The organism is Micromonospora sp. CA-269861, assembly GCF_050948505.1.
Classification (GTDB): Bacteria; Actinomycetota; Actinomycetes; order Mycobacteriales; family Micromonosporaceae; genus Micromonospora.
Genome location: NZ_CP192014.1, coordinates 344993 through 365703 on the forward strand (window position 1 = coordinate 344993; position 20711 = coordinate 365703).

The window sequence follows — 20711 nt, forward strand, 5'->3', positions numbered from 1 at the left end:
CGCAGGGCGCGGGTGTCCGAGGTATCGACGGCCGCCGACCCACCCTTGATCGATCCGGCACGTCGTGGCGGTGCGCTACCGTCTTACCGACCAGTCCGCAGCGAAGCCGGTACGAAACCCGGCGCTGTCCCGCAACTGTGATGCCCCACCGGCCGGTGGGGACGAGCCAGGTCGCCTACGGATCGGTCGCGATACGCGCTCTCGAGGAAGGGCGCCTCGTGGGCGGGCGTACGAAAGTCCCTGTCGGCGAAGCACCACACTCCTCGACCGACAGGAGGCCCCCATGTTCAGACGTACCCCTCGGCTCTTCGCGGCGACCCTCGCGGTCGCCGCGCTCGCCCTCGGCGCCTGCGCCGAGAAGGCAGACGACAAGCCGAGCGCCGGCACCGCGGCTGCCGCCTACCCGGTCACGGTCGGCGCGCTCACCCTCGACAAGCGCCCCGAGAAGATCGTCGTGCTGTCACCCACCGCCACCGAGATGCTCTTCGCGATCGGTGCCGGCCCGCAGGTGACAGCCGTCGACGACCAGTCGAACTACCCGGCCGACGCGCCCAAGACCGACCTCTCCGCCTTCCAGCCGAACGCCGAGGCGATCGCCGGTAAGAACCCCGACCTCGTGGTGCTCTCCGACGACCGCAACAAGATCGTCGATCAGCTCGGCAAGCTGAAGATTCCGGTGTACCAGACCCCGGCGGCGACCACGCTCGACGACTCGTACCGGCAGATCACCGAGCTGGGCACGCTGACCGGGCACGCCGACCAGGCCACCGACGTCACCACCCGGATGAAGGACGACATCGCCAAGCTGGTCAAGGACCTGCCGCAGCGCGCCGAGAAGCTCACCTACTTCCACGAGCTGGGCCCGGAGCTGTACAGCGCCACCAGCAAGACCTTCATCGGCTCGCTCTACAGCCAGGTGGGCCTGACCAACATCGCCGACCCGGCCGACGCGGACGGCAAGAACTTCGGCTACCCGCAGCTGTCCCAGGAGTTCATCGTCAAGGCCGACCCGGACTTCGTCTTCCTGGCCGATGCCAAGTGCTGCCAGCAGAGCGCCGACACCGTCAAGGCCCGCAGTGGCTGGGCCGGCCTCACCGCTGTGAAGAACAACCAGGTCGTAGCCCTGGACGACGACATCGCCTCCCGCTGGGGCCCGCGGGTCGTGGACCTGCTCCGGGTGATCATCGACGCGGTCGCCAAGGTGCCCGCGTGACAGTCGTCCGTCGGTGACCGGGTCGCGACAGATGTCCGATCCGGCACCAACCAGTCGGCCGGCCGAGCCGCCGTCGTCGTCCCAGCGGGCCGAGCTGCGTTCCGCGGCCCGGCCCGCTGGGCTGCTGTCGGCCCGGCCCGCCGGGCTGCGGAAGCGGTGGCTGGTCGCGGGGTTGGTCGCGGTGCTCGTCGCGCTCGTCGTCGGGGTGTCGCTCGGCCCGGTGAGCCTGCCCCCGGGCAGCGTCGCCGCCGAGCTGCTCAACCTGATCCCCGGGGTGCACCTCGACAGCGGGCTGACCGAGCGCGAGATCGCGATCGTCACCGAGCTGCGGCTGCCCCGGGTGGTGCTGGGCCTGCTCGTCGGCGGTCTGCTCGCCCTCGCGGGTGGTTGCTACCAGGGCGTGTTCCGCAACCCGCTGGCCGACCCGTACCTGCTCGGTGTGGCTGCCGGCGCCGGCCTCGCGGTCACCGCGGCGATCGCCCTCGGCGGCGCCGGGCGGCAGGGCACGCTCTCCGGGTTGCCGATCACCATTCCGCTGGCCGCGTTCGCCGGTTCGCTGCTCGCCGTCACGATGACCTACGTGCTCGGCGCGGCCGGCGGCCGACGCGGGTCACCGGCGATGCTGATCCTGGCCGGGGTGGCGGTCTCCGCGTTCCTCTCCGCCGGGCAGACGTACCTGCTGCAACGACACGCCGACAGCATCCAGCCGGTCTACTCCTGGCTGCTCGGCCGGCTGGCCACCGCCGGTTGGCACGACGTGCTGCTGGTGCTGCCGTACGCCGCGCTGACCACAGCGGTGGTGCTGCTGCACCGTCGCGAGCTGGACGTCCTCGCGGTCGGCGACGACGAGGCGAGGAGTCTGGGCCTGCACCCGCAGCGCACCCGCTACCTGCTGATCGCCGCCGCCTCCCTGGGCACCGCGGCGGCGGTCTCCGCGACCGGGCTGATCGGCTTCGTCGGCATCATCGTGCCGCACACCGTCCGGCTGCTCGCCGGGTCCAGCTACCGGGTGGTCCTGCCGATGTCACTGCTGTTCGGCGGCGCGTTCCTGGCGCTGACCGACGTGGTGGCCCGCACCGCCGCCGCTCCGTCCGAGGTGCCGATCGGGGTGGTGACCGCCCTGCTGGGAGGCCCGTTCTTCGTCCTGGTGCTACGGACCGCCCGGCGAGCGCTCACGTGAGCCGCGAACCCGCCGTCGGTGCGCCGGCCGTCGGTGCGCCCGCCGTCGAGGTGCACGGGCTGCACGTCGACCTCGGCGGCACGCCGATCCTGACCGGCGTCGACCTCACCGTCGCCGTCGGCGAGTGGGTCACCGTGATCGGCCCGAACGGCGCCGGCAAGTCGACCCTGTTGCGCGCCGTCGGCGGCCTGCTGCCCGCGCCGGGGGCGATCACCCTCTTCGGTACGCCGAACGCCGCGCTGCGTCGTCGGGACCGCGCCCGGGTGGTGGCCACGGTGGCACAGTCCCCGGTGGTGCCACCCGGCATGTCGGTGCTGGACTACGTGCTGCTCGGCCGCACCCCGTACATCCCGGCACTGGGCCGGGAGTCGACCGCCGACGTCGACGCCGTGCACGAGGTGCTGGGACGGTTGGACCTCACCGGCTTCCACCGTCGCGAACTGGCCACCCTCTCCGGCGGCGAACGGCAGCGGGTGTTCCTCGCCCGCGCGCTCGCCCAGGGCGCGACGCTGCTGCTGCTCGACGAGCCGACCAGCGCGCTCGACATCGGGCACCAGCAGGACGTGCTCGAACTCGTCGACCAGTTGCGCCGCGAACACGGTCTCACCGTCCTCGCCACGATGCACGACCTCTCCCTTGCCGGTGAGTACGCCGACCGGATGGTGATGCTCGCCGGCGGTCAGGTGGTGGCCGCCGGGACTCCGTCCGAGGTGCTGACCGAGGAGCTGCTCGCCACCCACTACCGGGCCAGCGTCCGGGTGGTCCCCGGTGCCCACGGCCCCCTGGTGGTCCCCGTCCGCCCCACCCGCCCCTGAGCGCGCGGGAGGCGCGCGGCGGGTGGGTCAGGGGCCCAGGTCGATGACGGAGAAGAGCGCGCCCTGGGGGTCGCGGAGGGCTGCGAAGCGGCCCGCCGGGATGTCGCGGGGCGGGACCAGGATCGTTCCGCCCAGCTCGGAGGCGCGGGCGGCGGCGGCGTCCGCGTCGGCCACCGCGAAGTACACGGTCCAGTACGCGGGCAGGTCGGCCGGGAAGTCGTCGGCCAGCGGCGGCATCATCCCGGCGACGATCTGCGTCCCGAGCCGCCATCCGGTGTAGGTCATCGCGCCCACCGCCTGGTCGTCGGGTTGCCAGCCGAACACCAGCTCGTAGAAGACCTTCGCGCCCTCGGGGTCGGGGGTGACCAGCTCGTTCCAGCTCATCGCGCCGGGCACGTTGAACACCTCGGCGCCGGCCATCGCCAGCGGCTGCCAGACGCTGAACGTGGCACCGGCCGGGTCGGCGAAGACCGCCATCCAGCCCCGGTCGAAGACCTCGAACGGTGGTACGACCACCTGCCCGCCGGCCCGTTCGACCCGGCCGGCGACCAGTTCGGCGTCGTCGGTGGCGAGGTACGTCGACCAGATCGGGATCTGGTCCGGGATCGCCGGCGGGCCGGCGCCGGCCACCGGCTTGCCGTCGAGCAGGAAGACCGTGTAGCCGCCCGCCTCGGGCTCCGGTGTGACCTGGCCGGTCCAGCCGAACAGCTCCGGGTAGAAGCGCCGGGCGTCGGTCAGGTCCGGGGTGGCCAGGTCGGCCCAGCAGGGCGTACCCGGCGGGACGGTGCTCACGTCAAGACCCCTCTCGGCCCGGGCGGCCACGGCGGCCCCCTGCCGGAATCCTGGCACCGTCCCGCTGCGGCCCGGGGCGGAAACGGACGAATCGTCAGCTGAACCGGCGACCCTCGTCCCGCCGGTACGCCCAGCCGGCGAGCGCGGCGAGCAGCACCACCCAGACACCGAGCATGATCAGCGCGAGCGGCTCCACGGCGTAGTCACCCGCCGCCGCCCACATCAGTTCGGCGGCACCCCGGGTGGGCAGGTACGGCGCGATCGTCTCGATGAACCCGGGCGCGTCGCCCGGCGCGGAGAGCAGGCCGCCGCCGAACGCCAGCGGCAGGAAGACGACCTGCGCCACCACGATCGCCGCCTTGCTCGGCAGCGAGTAGCCGATGGCGAGCCCCATCAGCGTGAACGGCACCGAGATGACGGCCACGGTGCCGAGGGCCAGCAGGAACGCCGCCGGGGTGAGCTGGGCCGCGGTCAGCGTCGCGCCGATCACCACGACCGGGATCAGCGAGAGGTAGGTCAGCGCCAGGCCGGCCAGCACGCGGCCCGCGAACCGTGGCGCCGGTCCGGCCGGCAGGGTCCTGGTGTACGGGTTCCAGGGCTGGTCGCGGTCCTCGGCGACACCCACGCCGTACTGGAAGATGTTGGCGCTCATCACCGAGAAGGTGACCATCGACGCGGTGGCGTAGGTGGCACCGACCGGATCGTCACCGGCGAACGGCACCACGAAGAAGATCATGGCGGCGGCCGGGAAGAAGGCGCTGCCGAAGACCGCCACCGGAATCCGGATGATCTCCAGGAGCTGGTAGCGGGCGTGGACCAGGGCGAGCTGCACTGTCGCCTCCTCAGACGGTGGTGGGTCGTCCGCCGGCAGCGGCGGTGGTGGGTCGGCCGACGTCGGCGGGCGTGTCCCCGCTGGCCGTGTCGCCGCTGGTGATGGCGAGGAAGGCCTCCTCCAGGGACGTCGGCCGTACCTCCAGGTCGGTGAACGGCGTCCCGGCCGTGACCAGCGCTCGGACCAGCTCGTCGGCGTCGGTGGTGAGCAGGTGCAGCCGACCGTCGACCCGTTCGGTGCGAACGACCCCGGGCAGCTCGGGCAGGTGGTCGGCGACGAGGCTGACCCGGCGTACGCCCACGATGCCGCGCACCGCGTCCACCGTGTCGTCGGCGAGCACCCGGCCCTGCCCGATGACCACCACCCGGTGGGCGAGTGCCTCCACCTCCTCCAGGTAGTGGCTGCTCAGCAGCACGGTGCCGCCGTCGTCGTGGAATGCCCGGATCGCGTCCCACAGGGTGTGCCGGGCGGCCACGTCCAGGCCCGTGGTGGGTTCGTCGAGCAGCACCAACCGGGGCCGGCCGACGAACGCCAACGCCACCGCCAACCGGCGGCGCTGCCCTCCGGAGAGCCCGCCGGTCTGCCGTCGGGCGAGGTCGGCGAGACCGAAGCGGTCGAGCAGCTCCGCCCGGGGCACCGGGTCCGGGTAGTGCGCGGAGACGAAGTCGACGACCTCGCCGACGCGCAGCGTGCCGGGCAGACCGGTCTCCTGCGGAGTGACCCCGATCTGTCGCCGGCTCGCCGGGTCGCGGGGGTCGCGGCCGAACAGCTCGACCCGTCCCGAGCTGGGACGACGTAGGCCCACCAGCAGGTTCATCAGCGTGCTCTTGCCGGCGCCGTTCGGCCCGAGCAGGCCGACCAGCTCACCGGCCCGGACTTCCAGGTCGACGCGGTCGAGGGCGAGGACGTCGCCGTACCGGCGGCTGGCCTGGTCGGCGCGGGCGAGGGTCATGACTGCTCCTTCGACGAGGTGGGCTCGAGCAGGGCGCGGATCGCTTCGGTGTACTCCTCGAACGCCAGCCGGCCTCGCCGGCTGAGCCGGACCAGGGTCGCCGGGGTGCGTCCGCGGTGGGTCTTGCTGATCTCCACGTAGCCGGCGTCCTCCAGCTTGCGCAGGTGCACCGAGAGGTTGCCGGCGGTCATCGCGAGCAGCTCCTGCAGGCGGGGGAATGCGATCTTGTCGCCGTCGCCGAGGGCGGAGAGGCTGGCGACCACCCGCAGTCGGGCCTGCGCGTGGATGACCGGATCCAGCTCGGTCACGGCTGCTGGCTCTGCTGCTGTCGCCGCCGGGCGAGCGCACCGGCCACGAAGATCCCGCCGCTGCCGGCCACGGACACGACGAGTGCGTGCCAGCCCGTCCCGGCGAACGCGCCGACCAGGTTGATCGCGCTGATCCACACGCCCAGGCGGAACAGGTCCCGGTTCAGCCAGATCGCCCCGCCGGCCATCTGCAGCGCGCCGATCAGCCCGACCGAGGTGGTCGACCAGAGCAACGCCGCCAGGTCGTCCGGCAGGTGCCCGCTGATGCGGCCGAGACCGGCGTAGACGCTCAGCGAACCCAGGCCCCAGGCGTACCCGTACCAGCGGCCACGCCGGGCGGAGTCACCTGTCACCTGGTCGTGGGCCCGCTCCATGGCCGTCGCCTGCACCGCGGCGGCGACCAGCAGCAGTACGAAGAGGACGGTCAGCGGGAGCCAGCTCGGCAGGTCGACAAGTGCCCGAGCACCGGGTGTGAACCGGAGAAAGAACAGCCCGAAGCCGACAAGCCAGGCGACACCCCACGGCCAGTAGAGCAGGCGGGCGTCGGGATCGAGTCGGCGTGCCGTCGCCGACCGCTGGTCCTGAATCAGTCGGAGCGCCGCCGCTGCGTTGGTGGGCGGTGAATCATCGTCGGGGTCCACGCAAACTACTTTACGGTACAAAGTCGAGAGGGGTTGCCCCGTCATCACCGGCGGGACCCCGGTCGCGGCGAGCAGTGCCTAGGGTGGGGAGTCGTGGCGACTGATTCGCCGCACAGGCCACGGGGGCATTCATGACTGTCGACGGAAGTCAGGCACGGTACGTCGAGGGGATCGCCCCACTGCTCCCGGTCGACGAGCGGGTGCGCGCGGTGGCCCGGGTTCGAGCGGGCGGAGGGCTGACCCCGGCGTCGCCCTCGCCGCCGTCGGCGCCACCTGCCGCAGGTGGGCCGGGCTTTCTGGGTGTCCTGCTCAACGTGCTGTCACCGAACATCACCTTCGGCCGGGCCGACAACGCCGTCGACTGGCTCGTCTTCGGTGTCGGAGGTCGAGGCGACCCGGGCTCCCAGGCATCCGTGCTGCACCATGCCCTGACCGTGGCGGTGCAGGGCGCCGGCGTCCGGACCCTCGTGCTGGGGGTCACCGACAAGCGGCTGCTGGTCGGCGCGACAGCACCTGTCGGCCTGCTCTCCAGCTCGGCGGCGGACGAACGGGCACAGGCCGACATCGAACTGCTCGGGTCGGTGCCGCGCACGACCGTCGCCGCCCGGTTCGGCAGGTACCGGCTGAACTGGAAGCGGCTGCGGATCGACTTCGCCGACGGGTCGTGGCTGTCGTTCCACGTGCCGCTGGCCGACTCCGGCCGCCCCCTGCGGGAGATCGCGGCGGCGCTGTCAGCCGGCTGACCCACCGACGAGCGGGGCGGGCAGCGGCGCAACGTGCAGCACCGCCAGCCGGGACACCGCCCGCGTGAGCACCACGTACAGCCGATGCAGCCCGCGTGGCTCGGCCGCGACGATCGCGGCCGGCTCGACCACCACCACATGGTCGTACTCAAGGCCCTTGACCAGCGTCGCGGGCACCACGGTGACCCGCTCCGCGGCCGCCACGTCGTCGGCGGTCGCGGTCTCGACACCGGCCTCCGCCAGCGCCGCGCGCAGGCCGTCGACCGCGTCGTCCGCGGCGATCACACCGACCGAGCCGTCGTGCGCGAGCGCCGCCCGCACCTCGGCCACCGTCGCCGAGGTCAGGTCGGTCTCCGTACGCACATCCAGGCCACCGTCGTGGCGCAGCGACTCGGCCGGCGGTACGTCCACCGCGAGCGCCGGGAGCAGCAGGTTCGCGAATGCGACGACCGCGGCGGGCACCCGGAAACCGACTGTCAACGGGACCACCACCGCGTCCGGCTTGCCCAGGTGGGCAAGGGATTCACGCCAGTCCGTCGCGGCCCACGGCGCGGTGCCCTGGGCGAGGTCACCCAGGAGCGTGACCGAGCCGTGCTCGCTGCGCCGAGCGATGGCCCGACACTGCATCGGAGAGAGGTCCTGCGCCTCGTCCACCACCACGTGCCCGAACCCGGAGAGCCGTTCCAGCAGCCCGGTCGCCTCGTCGATCAGCACCGCGTCGGCGGCGGTCCAGCGGGTCGCCTTCGGGGTGCGGGCCGGCTTGGCCCAGGTGAGCTGCGCCTGCTCGGTCTCGCTGAGCAGGCCGTCCGCCGCGGCGGCGAGCAGGCCCGGATCGGCGAACAGGCCGTGCACCAGACCTTCCGGGGTGAGCGCCGGCCAGACCGAGTCCAGGAAGTCGAGCACCGGCCGGCACCGGCTCATCCGACGCAGCCAGGCATCACTTGGCGACTCCGCACGCCGCGCCTCGGCCTGCCGTTGCAGCAGGCTCACCACCCGCGCCTGGACGCGTTCCCGACCCGTGCCGTACGGCAGCCCCTCCCGGCGGGTCTCCTCGACGATCCGGTGCAACGGCTCCACACCGATCCGCCAGCGGAAGGAGCCGTCCGACACGGTGATCGAATCGGTCGGGGTGCCGATCCGCGCCTGCACCGCGCGCCGCAGCACACTCGCCATTCGTACGTCATGTTTGAGCGCGGCCACCGCCGGCGCCTCGACCGCCCGGACCGGCACCCGGGAGATCAACTCCTCCACCGTGGCCTGCTCGACCTCGACCTCACCGAGCGCCGGCAGCACCGCCGCGATGTACGACAGGAACGCCCGGTTCGGCCCGACGATCAGCACGCCCGCCCGCCGCAACCGCTCCCGGTGCAGGTAGAGCAGGTACGCGGCCCGGTGCAGGCCCACCGCCGTCTTCCCGGTACCCGGCGCCCCCTGCACACAGATCGAGTCGGCGAGGTCAGCCCGGACCAACTCGTCCTGCTCTGGCTGGATAGTGGCGACGATGTCCCGCATCGGCCCGACGCGCGGACGCTCGATCTCGGCGGTGAGGATCCGACTGGTCGTACCGAGCTCCTCGCCCCGATCCAGCCGCTCATCCTCGAAGCTGGTCAGCACACCATTGCTGAACCCGAACCGCCGCCGGACCGCCACTCCCTGCGGATCCCGCACACTGGCCCGGTAGAACGAGCGGGAGACCGGCGCCCGCCAGTCCAGCACCAACGGCTCGCCCCGCTCGTCGGTGACGTGCCGGCGCCCCACGTGGTACCGCCGCCCGTGATGATCACCGTCGGTGTCGGGTGGGGTCGGGGTATTCGTGGTCCCGGTGTCCGCAGTCCCGGTGTCAGTGGTTCTGCTGTCGGTGACCTCGCTGCTCGTGGCCCCGGCGAAGTCGAGGCGGCCGAAGAAGAGCGGCGTGGTCGGGTCGTCGGCCAACTCCGCGACCCGGCGGGCCAGGGTGCGGCCGAGCGTCTCGGCCGCGTACGCGTCGCCGGCCACCTGATCACCGGTGGCGAAGAGAGATTCGGCCCTCTCCCGCATCCGACCCAGCGCCGCCCGCGAGGTGGTGAGGTGTGCGCGTTCAGCGGCCAGGTCCGCGTCGAGATCGGTGTCGAGCTGGGTGTCGAGGTCAAGTGCGGGCATGCTGACGTCCCATCGTTCACATCTGCTGCGCGCTCGCGTGTCCGGGGGCGGATGGCCGGCCACCCGGCGCGAAGACGTCCGTTCCGGTGCAGCTCACCTTGGCCGTCAAGCGGCCTGCAACCCTACGCTCCCCAACCCGCCGCATCCAGCGAATTACCGATGCGACCACCCATCCGAGACGGCGTGTTACCGCGCCTGCCGTGATCGACTCGGTTTTCATGAGGTCGCGGTGTCTGGGCCGGTGCGACGCCCCGATTTCCAGGAAGCCGAGTCGATCACGGCGGGCGCGGCGTGGGGCGGCAAGGCGAGCGGGATCGTCGCGCGTCCGGTCGCTTTCGCGCGTCGCTGGTCGCGGCCGTGGGTCGGTGGCTGGTTGGTCGCTGGTCGCGTTCGCTGGTCGCGGCCGCGACCGTGGGTCGGTGGCTGGTCGCGTTCGCTGGTCGCTGGTCGGGGGCCGCTGGTCGCGTTCGCTGGTCGCGATTGCGGGTGGCGTGGGCGTGGGCGGCGGTATCAGCAGCGGCGGTGGTAGAGGTTGCGGCGTGGGATGCGGTGCGGGTCGAGCCAGCTGGGCGGGAGGAAGTCGGGTCGGCCGTCGGCCGCGAGACGGACCGTCCAGTCGCCGCGGTGGATGAACCGGTGGTGGTAGCCGCAGAGCAGCACCGCGTTGCCCAGCGCCGTCACCCCACCGTCGGCCCAGTGTCGGATGTGGTGACCGTCGCACCATCTCGGGGGCCGATCACAGCCAGGAAAGGCGCAACCGCCGTCTCGTAGAACCAGCGCACGCCGCAGTGGGCCGGTGATGAGCCTGCGCTGCCGACCGACGTCCAGGACCTGACTGTTGCCACCCAGCACCGCCGGCAGCACACCAGCGTCGCAGGCCAGGCGGCGGACTGCCTCGGGCGTGAGGGGCGTACCGGACTCCAGGGTTCCGGCGCGTACGCCGTTGACCAGCGCGTCGAGCGACACGGTCACCACCAGCTGAGTGCGGTCGCCGCCGTTGTCGGGCAGCTGACCCGTGCGTAGCGCCAGTCGACAGACCTCGCCCAACGCGTCGGCGCGGCGCTGACCAGGACTGCGGTCATCATGCTCACCGGCTGGGGCGCAGAGCGGATCAATCGCCTCGCGCAGCAGGCTCGCGGTTTCGGTGTCGAGGTTGCCGCTGAGGCGTACCTGCCCGTTCTGCTGCTCGGAGAGCGTGACGTGCCGGCGGGCCTCGGCCCGCTCGGTGGCCCGCTCCAGAGCCTTCAGCTCAGCCTGGTCGGCCAGATCCGGGGCGACGTGCGTCAGGACGCGCTCGCCAAGCCGGCTCAGACTCGTCGGATCGAAACGGTCGGCCCAGGCGACCAGCAGTTGGGTGGCCTTGTCCGTCACTTCGGGGCCGGCTTCCATCGGAAGGGCCGCGATCGTCTCGGCCACCACCCGAGCCTGCTCGACGCTGATGGCACCGCTGAGCAGCGCATCGCGCACCGCCGGCGGGGCGGCGTCGATGGTGGCGGCGAGCTGGACCAGCTGGCGCGCACTGCGACCGGAGACCCGGAGCCGCTCCCGCAGCCAGACTGCGGTGGACGAGGCGCCCTGGGCAACCGCCAGCCCGCGACCGTCCAACTCGCGAACCAGACCGAGCTGAACGGCGGCCAACCGCTGCGCCAACACCTGAGTCGCGTCGAGAGAGGCGAGCAACTCGTCATCGGAGAGGCTCCAGAGCGCGGACTCGGCGCAGTCGTCAACTGCACCGCCGACCTGCGCCAACGCCTCCAACATGAAAGCAGAATAGAACTGGTGTACGACACAATCGGTTCATGTTGATCAATGGAAAGGAATTCGTTCTGTCGATCACCGCGAGCCGCCCGCTCGCCAGGTCCGCCACCACGCCTGGCCGTGCTCGCCGTCGAATCCGCCTCGTTGCTGCCGGGGATGCGGGCGTGGTCGACGCGCGATGGTCCGAGCGGGGACGCGGGGGGTGATGGCAGGTTGGGGGAGCTGCCGGGATCATGGGCCTATGACCGAGGCCCGCCCCGATTCGCGCCGGATGACGATCAGTGACCCGCAGGTAATGCGGGCGATGGCGCATCCGGCCCGGATCGCGATCATGGAGTACCTGAGTAGTCGCGAGAGCGGTGGGACCGCCACCGAGTGTGCCGAGATCGTCGGGCTGTCGCCCAGCGCAACCAGTTACCACCTGCGTGCGTTGGCGAAGTTTGGCCTGGTCGAGCAGGCGCCGAGCCGGGGGGACGCGCGCGAGCGGCTGTGGCGCGTGCCGACTTTGAGTGTGATGGTCGAGGCGGGTCGCGATGCCGGGCCTGAGGCGCGTGCGGCCGAGCAGGCGCTGGTGGAGGCGCATGCGGTCCGGGCCATGGAGCGAACCCGGGACTGGTTGCGGCGCGCCGGGGACGAGCCTGCCGAGTGGTACGACAAAGCCCTGTTCAGTGACACGCTGCTGCTGCTCACCGCCGAGGAGTTGGCTGAGGTGAACGCGGCGGTGCTGGCGCTGCTCCGGCCGTACCACCCGCGACGGCGGCAAGGTGATCCACCGCCGGGGGCGCGCACCGTCGCTGTCCAGTACCGGACGGTGCCGCTGGCATAGCCGGGGTTGCATGAATCAGTTGTGAAGGATTATTTTCGAAGTATGTCCTTCACAACTGATGAGTCGCGCTGGTCGGACGTCTGGCTCGCCGCCGCCGCTCGGGGCACCACGATCTGCGGCGACTTCCTCGCCGCGACCGCCCTGGCGCTGGCCCTGCAGGGTGCTGGCGCCGGTGGGCTGGCCGTGTCGGGGCTGCTGCTGGCCGCCACCCTGCCCCTGGTGGTGCTCGCCCCGCTCGCGGGTCGACTCGCCGACCGGATGGACAGCCGTACCCTGCTGGTGACCATCGGGCTCGCGCAGGCCGCGATCTGCGCGCTCCTCGCCGTCGTCGAGCACCCGGTCCTGGTGGTTGGGCTCGTCACCCTGCTGGCCTGCGGGCTCGCGGTGACCCAACCCTGCCTGGCGGCGCTGCTGCCGGCGATGGTCCGTCCCGCCGACCTGCCGCGGGCCAGCGCGATCAGTCAGACCGCCGTCTCGCTCGGTGCACTCGGCGGCCCGGTGCTGGCCGGCCTGCTGGTGGGGCAGTTCGGCACCCGCGTACCGCTGCTACTCGACGCCGTGACCTACCTGGCGCTCGTGGTCGCGGGCCTGCTGCTGCGGACCCGACGCGGCGGCCGGCGCCCCGCCGCCAGCCCAGCGGCCGCCAGCAGCGAGGCCGTCGCGGACAGCCCGGCCGTCTCGGGTGGCGTGGCAACCCCCGGGGGTACGGAGATCGACTGGCGGCTGCGCCGCGACCCGCTGATGCTCGTCATGGTGGTGAGCACCGCCGTGGTGATCGCGGCGATCGGTGGCATCAACGTGATCGAGGTCTTCTTCATCAGGGAGACGTTGGGTGGTTCAGCGACCACGTACGGCCTGGTCAGTGCGGCATGGATGGCCGGCATGCTGCCGGGTGGCTGGCTCGCCGTGCGACTGGCCAGGCGGCTCGACGACGACGGCGCGTTGGTACGTGGGGTGCTCGCCACCCTGGCCGTGTGCAGCCTTATGGTGCTGCTCGCGGCGACGGTGCCGGCGGCGGGTGTGTTGGTGCCGCTCTGGCTGGTGGGCGGTGCGGCGAACGGTGGCGAGAACGTCTTCGCCAACCTGCTCACCGCTCGGCGGGTGCCGGAGGCGATGCGCGCTCGGGCGTACGCCAGCTACGGCGCGGCGGTGCAGGGTGGCTCGATGGCGGGCTTCCTGATCGGCGGGGCGTTGCTCGCGGCCGTCCCGCCTCGGCCGCTGATCGCCGGCGCCGGTGTGGTCGGGCTGCTGGTGGTGCTGGTCTTCGTGCCGGTCGTGACCCGGGCGGCACGGCGGTCGTCAAGTGCGGGCTTGGCCACTCCGGACCGGCCCGCCGAGCCGGAGCCGGACGCCGGGGATACGGTCGGGCCATGGCTGAGCGCATCGCACGCCCGCGGGTCGGGCACATCCAGTTCCTGAACTGCCTGCCGATCTACTGGGGTCTGATGCGCTCCGGTGCCCTGCTCGACGTCGACCTGCAGAAGGACTCGCCGGACCGGTTGAGCGCGGCGCTGGTCGCCGGCGACCTCGACATCGGCCCGATCACGCTGCTCGAGTACCTGAAGCACGCCGACGAGTTGCTGCTCCTGCCGGACCTGGCGGTGGGCAGTGACGGGCCGGTGCTCTCGGTCAACATGGTCTCCACCCGGCCCCTCGCCGAGTTGGACGGCGCGCGGGTGGCGCTCGGCTCGACCTCGCGGACCGGGGTCATGCTGGCTCAACTGCTGCTCGCCGAGCAGTACGACGTGCGGCCCGAATACTTCCGCTGCCCGCCGGATCTGACCCAGATGCTGCTGGAGGCCGACGCCGCCGTGCTGATCGGGGACGTGGCGTTGCGGGCGTACTACGAGGCACCGCAGAAGGGCCTCACGGTCACCGACCTCGGGCAGGCGTGGCGGGAGTGGACCGGGCTGCCGATGGTCTTCGCCGTCTGGGCGGTCCGCCGCGACTTCGCCGCCGCCCACCCGGGCCTGGTCAAGGAGGTGCACGAGGCTTTCCTGCGCTCGCGGGACCTCTGCCTGGCGGAGCTGGACCAGGTCGCCGAGGCGGCGGCCCGCTGGGAGACGTTCGACGCGGAAACGCTTGCCACGTACTTCCGCACCCTCGACTTTTCCCTTGGCGACCGGCAGGTCGCCGGGCTGCGCGAGTGGGCCCGGCGGGCCGCCGCCATCGGCGAGGCCCCGGCGCTGCCGGACGGCGGCCCGGAGTTCTTCGCCGGCTGACCGCCGTCGCCGGGCTCAGAGCCCCGGCTGAGAGCCCCGTTCAGAGCCCGGGCCAGAAGTCAGGGGCCAGAGCGGGCTCAGGTGCCGGGGCGGAGCAGTGCTTCGGTGATCTTCTCGCAGTTCTTCATGCCGTAGTCGTAGCCCATGTTGATCGGGTACTTGACCATCACGCCCATCGTCCAGGTGTCACCGATGGCCAGGCAGTTGATGTGCATCTCCTGCTCCCTGGTCCGGTCGATCCACCCGTTCTTGATGGCGATCTTCTTCTGTTCGGCGGTCGGGAAGGCCTTGCGGATCCCGAAGTCGCCGGCACCGCGAACCAGTTTCATCTCGTTGAGCAGCCACTTGGTCCACTTCGGCCCGGCGGCCGTGCCGGTTGCGATGCAGTTGCCCATCCGGGCGGTGTCCCGGGGGGAGAGCGCCGTCCGGCTCCAACCCTTGTCGGGGGCAACGCTGCTGTCGGTCAACTTGCACATCGAGATGAGTCGCCTGATCGAGGCGTCCCGGCCGACCAGGTTGTAGAACTGTTCGGCACGGGTGTTGTCGCTGTCCCGGATGATCCGCGTCGCGTCGGCGAGCTTCGCGTCGCTCGGGGCCTGGCCGGCGTCGGCCGCGCGACGCAGGTAGTCGGCGACGATCCAGGCCTTGATCATCGAGGCGGTCGTGCTGGTCTCATCCATGTTCTTCGAACCGATGATCTTCCCGGTCCGACGGTCCAGGACGCTCCAGGAGTACCAGCCCTCGATGTCGAGATCGAGGTCCTTGGCCACGAAGGGCAGCGGCTCCAGCGACGGACTGGGGCTCGGCGACGGCGAGGACGGCTGACGGGCGCTGCGGTCGGTGCCCGCGCCGGTGGGGCGGTCGCTCGTGCTGGAGCCGGCGTCGCCCCACTTGGCAGCGGCGGACGACTCGAACGGCGACCCGGGCAGCAGCCGCAGCGACACCAGCACCAGCCCGATCAGGATGACCGCAACGGCGATCAGCCGAAGTGGAGAGGCTTCGCTGCTGCCGCGTCGGTTGCCGGCCATCAGAGCTTCCCGACCGGCTGCTGCGGCACCTTGAGCGCGGCGCCCGGCTGCGGTGTGACGAGTTGGGTGGCCACACTGGCGCAGACCTTCGCGCCGTAGTCCAGGCCGCTCCTGATCGGGTAGCGCAGCATCACCGCGAGGCTCCACTTGCTGGTGACGGCGAGGCAGTTGACGTGCCAGTTGCCGTCGTAGTTGAGGGGGGTCCAGCCGTTCTTGATGCTGACCGGGCCCTGCGAGGTGATCGACTTGGGCAGACCGTCGATGATCCCCCAGCGGCCACCGCCGGACTCGGCCTTCTGGTCCTTGGCCGCGGTGGTGCCCCTGACCTTGCTCATCTGGTCCAGCACCCACTTGGTCCACGTCGGGCCGGCGGCCTTGCCGTCGGCGATGCAGTCACCGACCCGGGCCGCGTCGCGGGGGGACATCCGGGTGAAACTCCAGTAGCCGGTGTAGGGAGCGACATTGCCGCGCTTGGTGTCGGTCAGCCCGCAGATCTTGATGGCCCGCTGGATCACGGCGTCGGGCGTGCTGCTCGACGAGGGCTTGTACGAGCCGCCCGCAGCGGCGTGGACCTTGTTGGCCGCCTTGTCGTTGCTGTCGACGATGGCGAGTCGAGCCGCCTCCTTCAGCGCCGCCGTCGGCTGCTTCTTGGGACCAAGCTGGCGCAGGTAGTCGGAGACGATCCACGCCTTGATCATGGATTCGGTGGAGCTGGTCGCTGTCATGTTCGGCGACCCGGAGATCTTGCCCGTCGTCCGATCCAGGAGGGCCCACGAGAAGAACTCACCCTTGTAGCTCACCGACACCGGGCCGGCCGCCAGGGTGGGCGGCGGGGGTGGGGTGGGTGCCGGCGCGGCAACGCTGGACGTACCGCCTCCGCCGCCTCCGCCGCTGTCGTCACTGGCGAGTCGGGCGTACGCGGTGGGGACCAGCAGGACGCCGCCGAGCACGACCGCCGTGATGGCGAGCACCAGGGTCACGCGAGATCGCATGAGTGGGTGAACTCCAGGAGTCAGGGCCGGGGGGGCCGGCTTGTCGTCGGGACGAATCGGGTGCGATCGCCGAGGCCGGGGGAGGTGGCCTCTGTGGAGATGTCGATGTCGGCAGCCGATCGGTTGTCCGGCAGAAGTCTACGTCCGGACCGGCTGCCCGCCAGGGTTCGACACTAGGCAACCTGCGATAAAGGCGGGATATGGGGCCGGTATGAGGTTTTTACAGCGATTCACGTTTGTTTCGTGGTCCAAGTCACGGCGATGCGACGGCGCCCAGATAGCACAAAGCAGTCATTCGATTACGGATGGGATGCTCGGATTCCTGTTACACCCCCTGGTGCAACGCGGCGCAAGCTGTAACACTTAGCCTCATGTATGGCAACGACTTCTCCGCCCCGAACGGCGCCCCGGACGAGGCGCCCGGCGGCGGCCTGCTGGGTGAGGTCGAGGCCGCCGAGGCCGAGCTGCGGGCAGCCGCGGCGCGCGGGCGGCGCGGCGGGCCCGCGCCGGACGAGGACCTGGCGGCGTACTTCACCGAGGTGGTCGACGCCGAGCAGAAGATCGAGCCCCGCGACTGGATGCCCGACGCGTACCGGCGGACGCTGATCCGGCAGATCGCCCAGCACGCCCACTCCGAGATCATCGGCATGCAGCCGGAGGGCAACTGGATCAGCCGGGCGCCGTCGCTCAAGCGCAAGGCGATCCTGCTGGCCAAGGTGCAGGACGAGGCGGGTCACGGCCTCTACCTGTACGCCGCCGCCGAGACCCTCGGCATCAGCCGCGACGAGCTGGTCCAGTTGCTGCTCGACGGCCGGCAGAAGTACAGCTCGATCTTCAACTACCCCACCCTCAGCTGGGCCGACATGGGCGCCATCGGCTGGCTGGTGGACGGCGCGGCGATCGTCAACCAGGTGCCGCTCTGCCGCTGCTCCTACGGCCCGTACGCCCGCGCGATGATCCGGGTCTGCAAGGAGGAGTCGTTCCACCAGCGGCAGGGCTACGAGATCCTGCACACCCTGGGGCACGGCACTCCCGCGCAGCAGGCGATGGCCCAGGACGCGGTGGACCGTTGGTGGTACCCGTCGCTGGCCATGTTCGGCCCGCCGGACGGCGACTCCACGCACTCCGCCCAGTCGATGGCCTGGAAGATCAAGCGTTTCTCGAACGACGACCTGCGGCAACGCTTCGTCGACATGTGCGTCCAGCAGGCCGAGATCCTCGGGCTGCGCATCCCCGATGCGGACCTGCGCTGGAACGACGAGCGGCAGGCGTACGACTACACCCAGCCGGACTATGACGAGCTGATGCGGGTGATCTCCGGTGACGGGCCGTGCAACCGCGAGCGGATGGCCCACCGCCGGGCCGCGCACGCCGACGGCACCTGGGTACGCGAGGCCGCCGCGGCGTACGCCGCGAAGCGGGCGGGACAGAAGGAGACGGTGGCCGCGTGAGCGAGCGTAGCGAGCAAGCCAGCACGACGAATCACTCGCCTTTGTGGGAGGTCTTCGTGCGTGCCCGGCGCGGGCTGTCCCACACGCACGTCGGCAGCCTGCACGCCCCGGACGCCGAGCTTGCCCTGCGCAACGCCCGTGACCTCTACACCCGCCGGCAGGAGGGCGTGTCGATCTGGGTGGTGCCGGCCGGCGCGATCACCGCGTCCAGCCCGGACGAGAAGGACGCCTTCTTCGACCCGGCCGCCGACAAGGTCTACCGCCACCCCACCTTCTACGAGGTGCCGGACGGGGTGGCCCACCTGTGAGCGAGCGGAGCGAGCGAACCAGCCAGCACAGCAACGTGGCGCTTCGCGCCGCCGCCGAGCGCAGCGAGGTGGCGGCGTGAACGGGCCCTTCGACTTCACCCTCGCCCTCGCTGACGACGCGTTGATCGCGGCCCAGCGGCTGGCCGAGTGGACCACCCGTGCCCCGGAGATGGAGGAGGACATCGCGCTTGCCAACATCGCCCTCGACCAGCTCGGCGCGGCGCGCCTGCTGCTGTCGTACGCGGGCGAGCTGGAGGGCGCCGGGCGCGACGAGGACGCGCTGGCGTTCCTGCGCGACGACCGCGAGTTCCGCAACGCGCTGGTGGTCGAGCTGCCCAACGGTGACTTCGCGGTGACGATGGCGAAGCTCTTCTTCCTGGCGGCGTACCAACTGCCGCTGTACACGGCGCTGGCCGGCTGCGGGGACGAGCGGTTGGCCGCGATCGGCGCTAAGGCACGCAAGGAGTCGGCGTACCACCTGGACCACGGCGCGCTGTGGGTGAAGCGGCTCGGTGACGGCACCGAGGAGTCGCATCGTCGGATGCAGGCGGCCGTCGACCAGGTGTGGCCGTACACCCATGAGCTGTTCGCCGCGGACCCGGCGGCGCCTGTCGACCCGGCGGACCTGCGGCCGGCGTTCGACGAGGTCGTCGGCCCGGTGCTGGCCGAGGCGACGCTCACCCGGCCGGGCAGCGCCTGGGCCCCGGCCGGCGGGCGGACCGGTGTGCACACCGAGCACCTGGCCTACCTGCTCGCCGAGATGCAGGTGCTGCACCGCGCCCACCCCGGAGCGAAGTGGTGAGCGCGAGGAGTGCAGCGCAGCGGAGCCCCGCAGTCGCGAACAAAGATGCCAGCGTGAACCCCAGGGATGCGGCCGCCTCGGTGGTGGACCCGGAGATCCGGGTCATCACCATCGACGAGCTGGGCATCCTGCGGGCGGTCGAGGAGGATCCGGCCAGTGGCCGGGTCACCGTCACCATCACCCCCACCTACACCGGCTGCCCGGCGATGGACGTGATCCGGGCCGACATCCGCCGCGCGCTCACCGCTGCCGGCCACCCGGACGCGGAGGTCCAGACCGTCTACAGCCCACCGTGGAGCACCGACTGGATCTCCGAGGGTGGGCGGGCCAAGCTCGCCGCCGCCGGGATCGCCCCGCCGGCCCCGGTGCGGGCCGCCGGCGTCGTGTCGCTGACGCTCGCGGTCCGCTGCCCGCAGTGCGGCTCACCGGAGACCGAGCAGGTCAGCCGGTTCGGCTCCACCGCGTGCAAGGCACTGTGGCGGTGCCGCTCCTGCTCCGAACCCTTCGACCACCTGAAGGCGCTGTGACTGTCACCATCACCCGCCCGGTTCGCCGCCGGCCGGTCTTCCACCCGTTGTCCGTCGCGGCCGTCGACCGGCTCACCGACGACTCCGTGGCGGTGACCTTCGCCGTGCCCGAGGAGTTGCGGGACACCTTCGCGTTCCGCGCCGGCCAGCACCTCACCGTCCGGAGAGTCGCCGAGGACGGCGCGGACGTGCGCCGGTCGTACTCGATCTGCTCCACCCCCGACGACCTGGCCCGGCACGGCCGGCTGCGGATCGGGGTGCGGGAGATCCCCGGTGGCGCCTTCTCGGCGTTCGCCTGCGGGGCGCTGCGCGGTGGCGACACGGTCGAGGTGCTGCCGCCGCTGGGCACCTTCACCACGGCGTTCGCGCCGGACCGCGCGCGGCACTACGGCGCGGTCGTCGCCGGCTCCGGCATCACCCCGGTGCTCGGGCTGGTCGCGACCGCCCTGGCCGTCGAGCCGGCCAGCACCTTCACCCTGGTGTACGGCAACCGCACGGCGAACACCGTGATGTTCGCCGAGGAGTTGGCCGACCTGAAGGACCGCTACCCCACCCGGCTGCACCTGGTGCACGTCCTCTCCCGGGAACAGGGCGAGTCGCCGCTGCTCTCCGGTCGGATCGACGCCGAGCGGCTCGGCAGGCTGCTGGGCACCATCGTGCCGGGCGACGTGATCGAGGAGTGGTTCCTCTGCGGGCCGTACGGCATGGTGGTCGACGTCCGGGACGTGCTGACCGCGCGCGGGCTGCCCGAGTCGGCGGTGCACACGGAGTTGTTCCACGTCGACGCGCCGCCGGAGCCGGTGCGCCGACCCGTCGACCAGGCGGGCGCCGGGGCCGAGGTCACCATCGTGCTGGACGGCCGGTCGTCGAGCTTCACGATGGGTCGCGAGGAACGGGTGCTGGACGCCGCGCTGAAGGTGCGGGGCGAGCTGCCGTACGCCTGCAAGGGTGGGGTCTGCTCGACCTGCAAGGCGAAGGTCGTCGACGGCGCGGTCACGATGGCCCGCAACTACGCCCTGGAGCCCGACGAGCTGGCGGCCGGCTACGTCCTGACCTGCCAGTCCAGCCCAACCACCGACAAGCTCACCGTCGACTACGACGCCTAACCGCCCCCGCACCGCCCCGCCCCCCGTTCGCGCCGATCTTGCAGTTTCGGTCGTCGATATGCACGGAATGCCCCTT

Annotated in this window: 21 protein-coding genes; 12 read left to right on the forward strand and 9 right to left on the reverse strand. The window is 71.6% G+C overall.

The window, feature by feature from the left end:
- Nucleotides 1–283: 283 nt before the first annotated feature.
- Genes ACQP0U_RS01660 through ACQP0U_RS01670 form a run of 3 tightly spaced genes read left to right on the forward strand, consistent with a single transcriptional unit; the run spans nucleotide 284 to nucleotide 3208 of the window.
- The gene (locus tag ACQP0U_RS01660) at nucleotides 284–1213 is read left to right on the forward strand and encodes an ABC transporter substrate-binding protein (RefSeq protein ID WP_433315145.1); all 930 of its coding nucleotides are present in this window, start codon (nucleotides 284–286) and stop codon (nucleotides 1211–1213) included.
- A gap of 31 nt (nucleotides 1214–1244) precedes the next feature.
- Nucleotides 1245–2393: a FecCD family ABC transporter permease gene (locus ACQP0U_RS01665; protein WP_433315146.1), complete on the forward strand. Its 1149-nt coding sequence runs from the start codon at nucleotides 1245–1247 to the stop codon at nucleotides 2391–2393.
- The gene (locus tag ACQP0U_RS01670; RefSeq protein WP_433315148.1) at nucleotides 2390–3208 is read left to right on the forward strand and encodes an ABC transporter ATP-binding protein; all 819 of its coding nucleotides are present in this window, start codon (nucleotides 2390–2392) and stop codon (nucleotides 3206–3208) included. Before ACQP0U_RS01665 ends, ACQP0U_RS01670 begins: the two co-directional genes overlap by 4 nt.
- 27 nt (nucleotides 3209–3235) lie before the next feature.
- On the opposite strand, the gene ACQP0U_RS01675 is transcribed toward ACQP0U_RS01670, so the two are convergent.
- The 5 genes from ACQP0U_RS01675 to ACQP0U_RS01695 form a co-directional block, all read right to left on the reverse strand.
- Nucleotides 3236–4000, reverse strand: coding sequence for a VOC family protein (locus ACQP0U_RS01675; protein ID WP_357355618.1), 765 nt, complete (start codon nucleotides 3998–4000; stop codon nucleotides 3236–3238).
- Nucleotides 4001–4094: 94 nt separating this feature from the next.
- Nucleotides 4095–4832, reverse strand: coding sequence for an ABC transporter permease (locus tag ACQP0U_RS01680; protein ID WP_433315151.1), 738 nt, complete (start codon nucleotides 4830–4832; stop codon nucleotides 4095–4097).
- Nucleotides 4833–4842: 10 nt separating this feature from the next.
- On the reverse strand, nucleotides 4843–5784 hold the full coding sequence (locus ACQP0U_RS01685) for an ABC transporter ATP-binding protein (RefSeq protein ID WP_433315152.1): 942 nt from the start codon (nucleotides 5782–5784) through the stop codon (nucleotides 4843–4845).
- The gene (locus ACQP0U_RS01690; RefSeq protein WP_433315154.1) at nucleotides 5781–6092 is read right to left on the reverse strand and encodes a transcriptional regulator; all 312 of its coding nucleotides are present in this window, start codon (nucleotides 6090–6092) and stop codon (nucleotides 5781–5783) included. The genes ACQP0U_RS01685 and ACQP0U_RS01690 overlap by 4 nt, the downstream gene beginning before the upstream one ends.
- The gene (locus ACQP0U_RS01695) at nucleotides 6089–6733 is read right to left on the reverse strand and encodes a transporter (RefSeq protein WP_433315156.1); all 645 of its coding nucleotides are present in this window, start codon (nucleotides 6731–6733) and stop codon (nucleotides 6089–6091) included. The genes ACQP0U_RS01690 and ACQP0U_RS01695 overlap by 4 nt, the downstream gene beginning before the upstream one ends.
- A gap of 131 nt (nucleotides 6734–6864) precedes the next feature.
- Here ACQP0U_RS01695 and ACQP0U_RS01700 point away from each other — a divergent pair, with 131 nt between their 5' ends.
- Complete coding sequence (locus ACQP0U_RS01700) at nucleotides 6865–7476, forward strand: hypothetical protein (RefSeq protein WP_433315158.1); 612 nt, start codon at nucleotides 6865–6867, stop codon at nucleotides 7474–7476.
- On the opposite strand, the gene ACQP0U_RS01705 is transcribed toward ACQP0U_RS01700, so the two are convergent.
- Together ACQP0U_RS01705 and ACQP0U_RS01710 are read right to left on the reverse strand one after the other, a co-directional pair.
- Nucleotides 7465–9615, reverse strand: a complete 2151-nt coding sequence (locus ACQP0U_RS01705; RefSeq protein WP_433315160.1) for a HelD family protein — start codon at nucleotides 9613–9615, stop codon at nucleotides 7465–7467. The genes ACQP0U_RS01700 and ACQP0U_RS01705 overlap by 12 nt on opposite strands.
- Nucleotides 9616–10125: 510 nt before the next feature.
- Nucleotides 10126–11376, reverse strand: coding sequence for a DUF222 domain-containing protein (locus ACQP0U_RS01710; RefSeq protein WP_433315162.1), 1251 nt, complete (start codon nucleotides 11374–11376; stop codon nucleotides 10126–10128).
- 238 nt (nucleotides 11377–11614) lie between these two features.
- Here ACQP0U_RS01710 and ACQP0U_RS01715 point away from each other — a divergent pair, with 238 nt between their 5' ends.
- The 3 genes from ACQP0U_RS01715 to ACQP0U_RS01725 are packed head-to-tail and all read left to right on the forward strand — an operon-like array spanning nucleotide 11615 to nucleotide 14421.
- The gene (locus ACQP0U_RS01715) at nucleotides 11615–12199 is read left to right on the forward strand and encodes an ArsR/SmtB family transcription factor (protein ID WP_433315164.1); all 585 of its coding nucleotides are present in this window, start codon (nucleotides 11615–11617) and stop codon (nucleotides 12197–12199) included.
- Nucleotides 12200–12241: 42 nt separating this feature from the next.
- Entirely contained in the window at nucleotides 12242–13618 is a 1377-nt protein-coding gene (locus ACQP0U_RS01720) for an MFS transporter (RefSeq protein WP_433315165.1), read from the forward strand.
- Complete coding sequence (locus ACQP0U_RS01725; RefSeq protein ID WP_433315167.1) at nucleotides 13570–14421, forward strand: menaquinone biosynthetic enzyme MqnA/MqnD family protein; 852 nt, start codon at nucleotides 13570–13572, stop codon at nucleotides 14419–14421. The genes ACQP0U_RS01720 and ACQP0U_RS01725 overlap by 49 nt, the downstream gene beginning before the upstream one ends.
- A 77-nt stretch (nucleotides 14422–14498) precedes the next feature.
- Here the strand turns inward: ACQP0U_RS01725 and ACQP0U_RS01730 are convergent, their stop codons facing one another.
- A complete protein-coding gene (locus tag ACQP0U_RS01730; RefSeq protein ID WP_433315169.1) occupies nucleotides 14499–15449 on the reverse strand; it encodes a hypothetical protein in 951 nt (316 codons plus the stop codon).
- Nucleotides 15449–16441, reverse strand: a complete 993-nt coding sequence (locus ACQP0U_RS01735) for a hypothetical protein (protein ID WP_433315171.1) — start codon at nucleotides 16439–16441, stop codon at nucleotides 15449–15451. The genes ACQP0U_RS01730 and ACQP0U_RS01735 overlap by 1 nt, the downstream gene beginning before the upstream one ends.
- A gap of 371 nt (nucleotides 16442–16812) precedes the next feature.
- On the opposite strand from ACQP0U_RS01735, the gene paaA reads away from it, so the two are divergent.
- From paaA to paaE, 5 genes are all read left to right on the forward strand, one after another.
- Nucleotides 16813–17892 carry a 1,2-phenylacetyl-CoA epoxidase subunit PaaA gene (paaA, locus tag ACQP0U_RS01740; RefSeq protein WP_433315173.1) on the forward strand — a complete coding sequence of 360 codons (1080 nt, stop codon included), beginning with the start codon at nucleotides 16813–16815 and terminating at the stop codon, nucleotides 17890–17892.
- Nucleotides 17889–18200, forward strand: a complete 312-nt coding sequence (gene paaB / locus ACQP0U_RS01745; RefSeq protein ID WP_433315175.1) for a 1,2-phenylacetyl-CoA epoxidase subunit PaaB — start codon at nucleotides 17889–17891, stop codon at nucleotides 18198–18200. Before paaA ends, paaB begins: the two co-directional genes overlap by 4 nt.
- A gap of 76 nt (nucleotides 18201–18276) precedes the next feature.
- Complete coding sequence (gene paaC, locus ACQP0U_RS01750) at nucleotides 18277–19002, forward strand: 1,2-phenylacetyl-CoA epoxidase subunit PaaC (RefSeq protein WP_433315176.1); 726 nt, start codon at nucleotides 18277–18279, stop codon at nucleotides 19000–19002.
- Nucleotides 19003–19055: 53 nt separating this feature from the next.
- Nucleotides 19056–19529: a 1,2-phenylacetyl-CoA epoxidase subunit PaaD gene (paaD, locus tag ACQP0U_RS01755; RefSeq protein WP_433315178.1), complete on the forward strand. Its 474-nt coding sequence runs from the start codon at nucleotides 19056–19058 to the stop codon at nucleotides 19527–19529.
- Nucleotides 19526–20635: a 1,2-phenylacetyl-CoA epoxidase subunit PaaE gene (gene paaE / locus ACQP0U_RS01760; RefSeq protein ID WP_433315180.1), complete on the forward strand. Its 1110-nt coding sequence runs from the start codon at nucleotides 19526–19528 to the stop codon at nucleotides 20633–20635. The genes paaD and paaE overlap by 4 nt, the downstream gene beginning before the upstream one ends.
- Nucleotides 20636–20711: the final 76 nt, after the last annotated feature.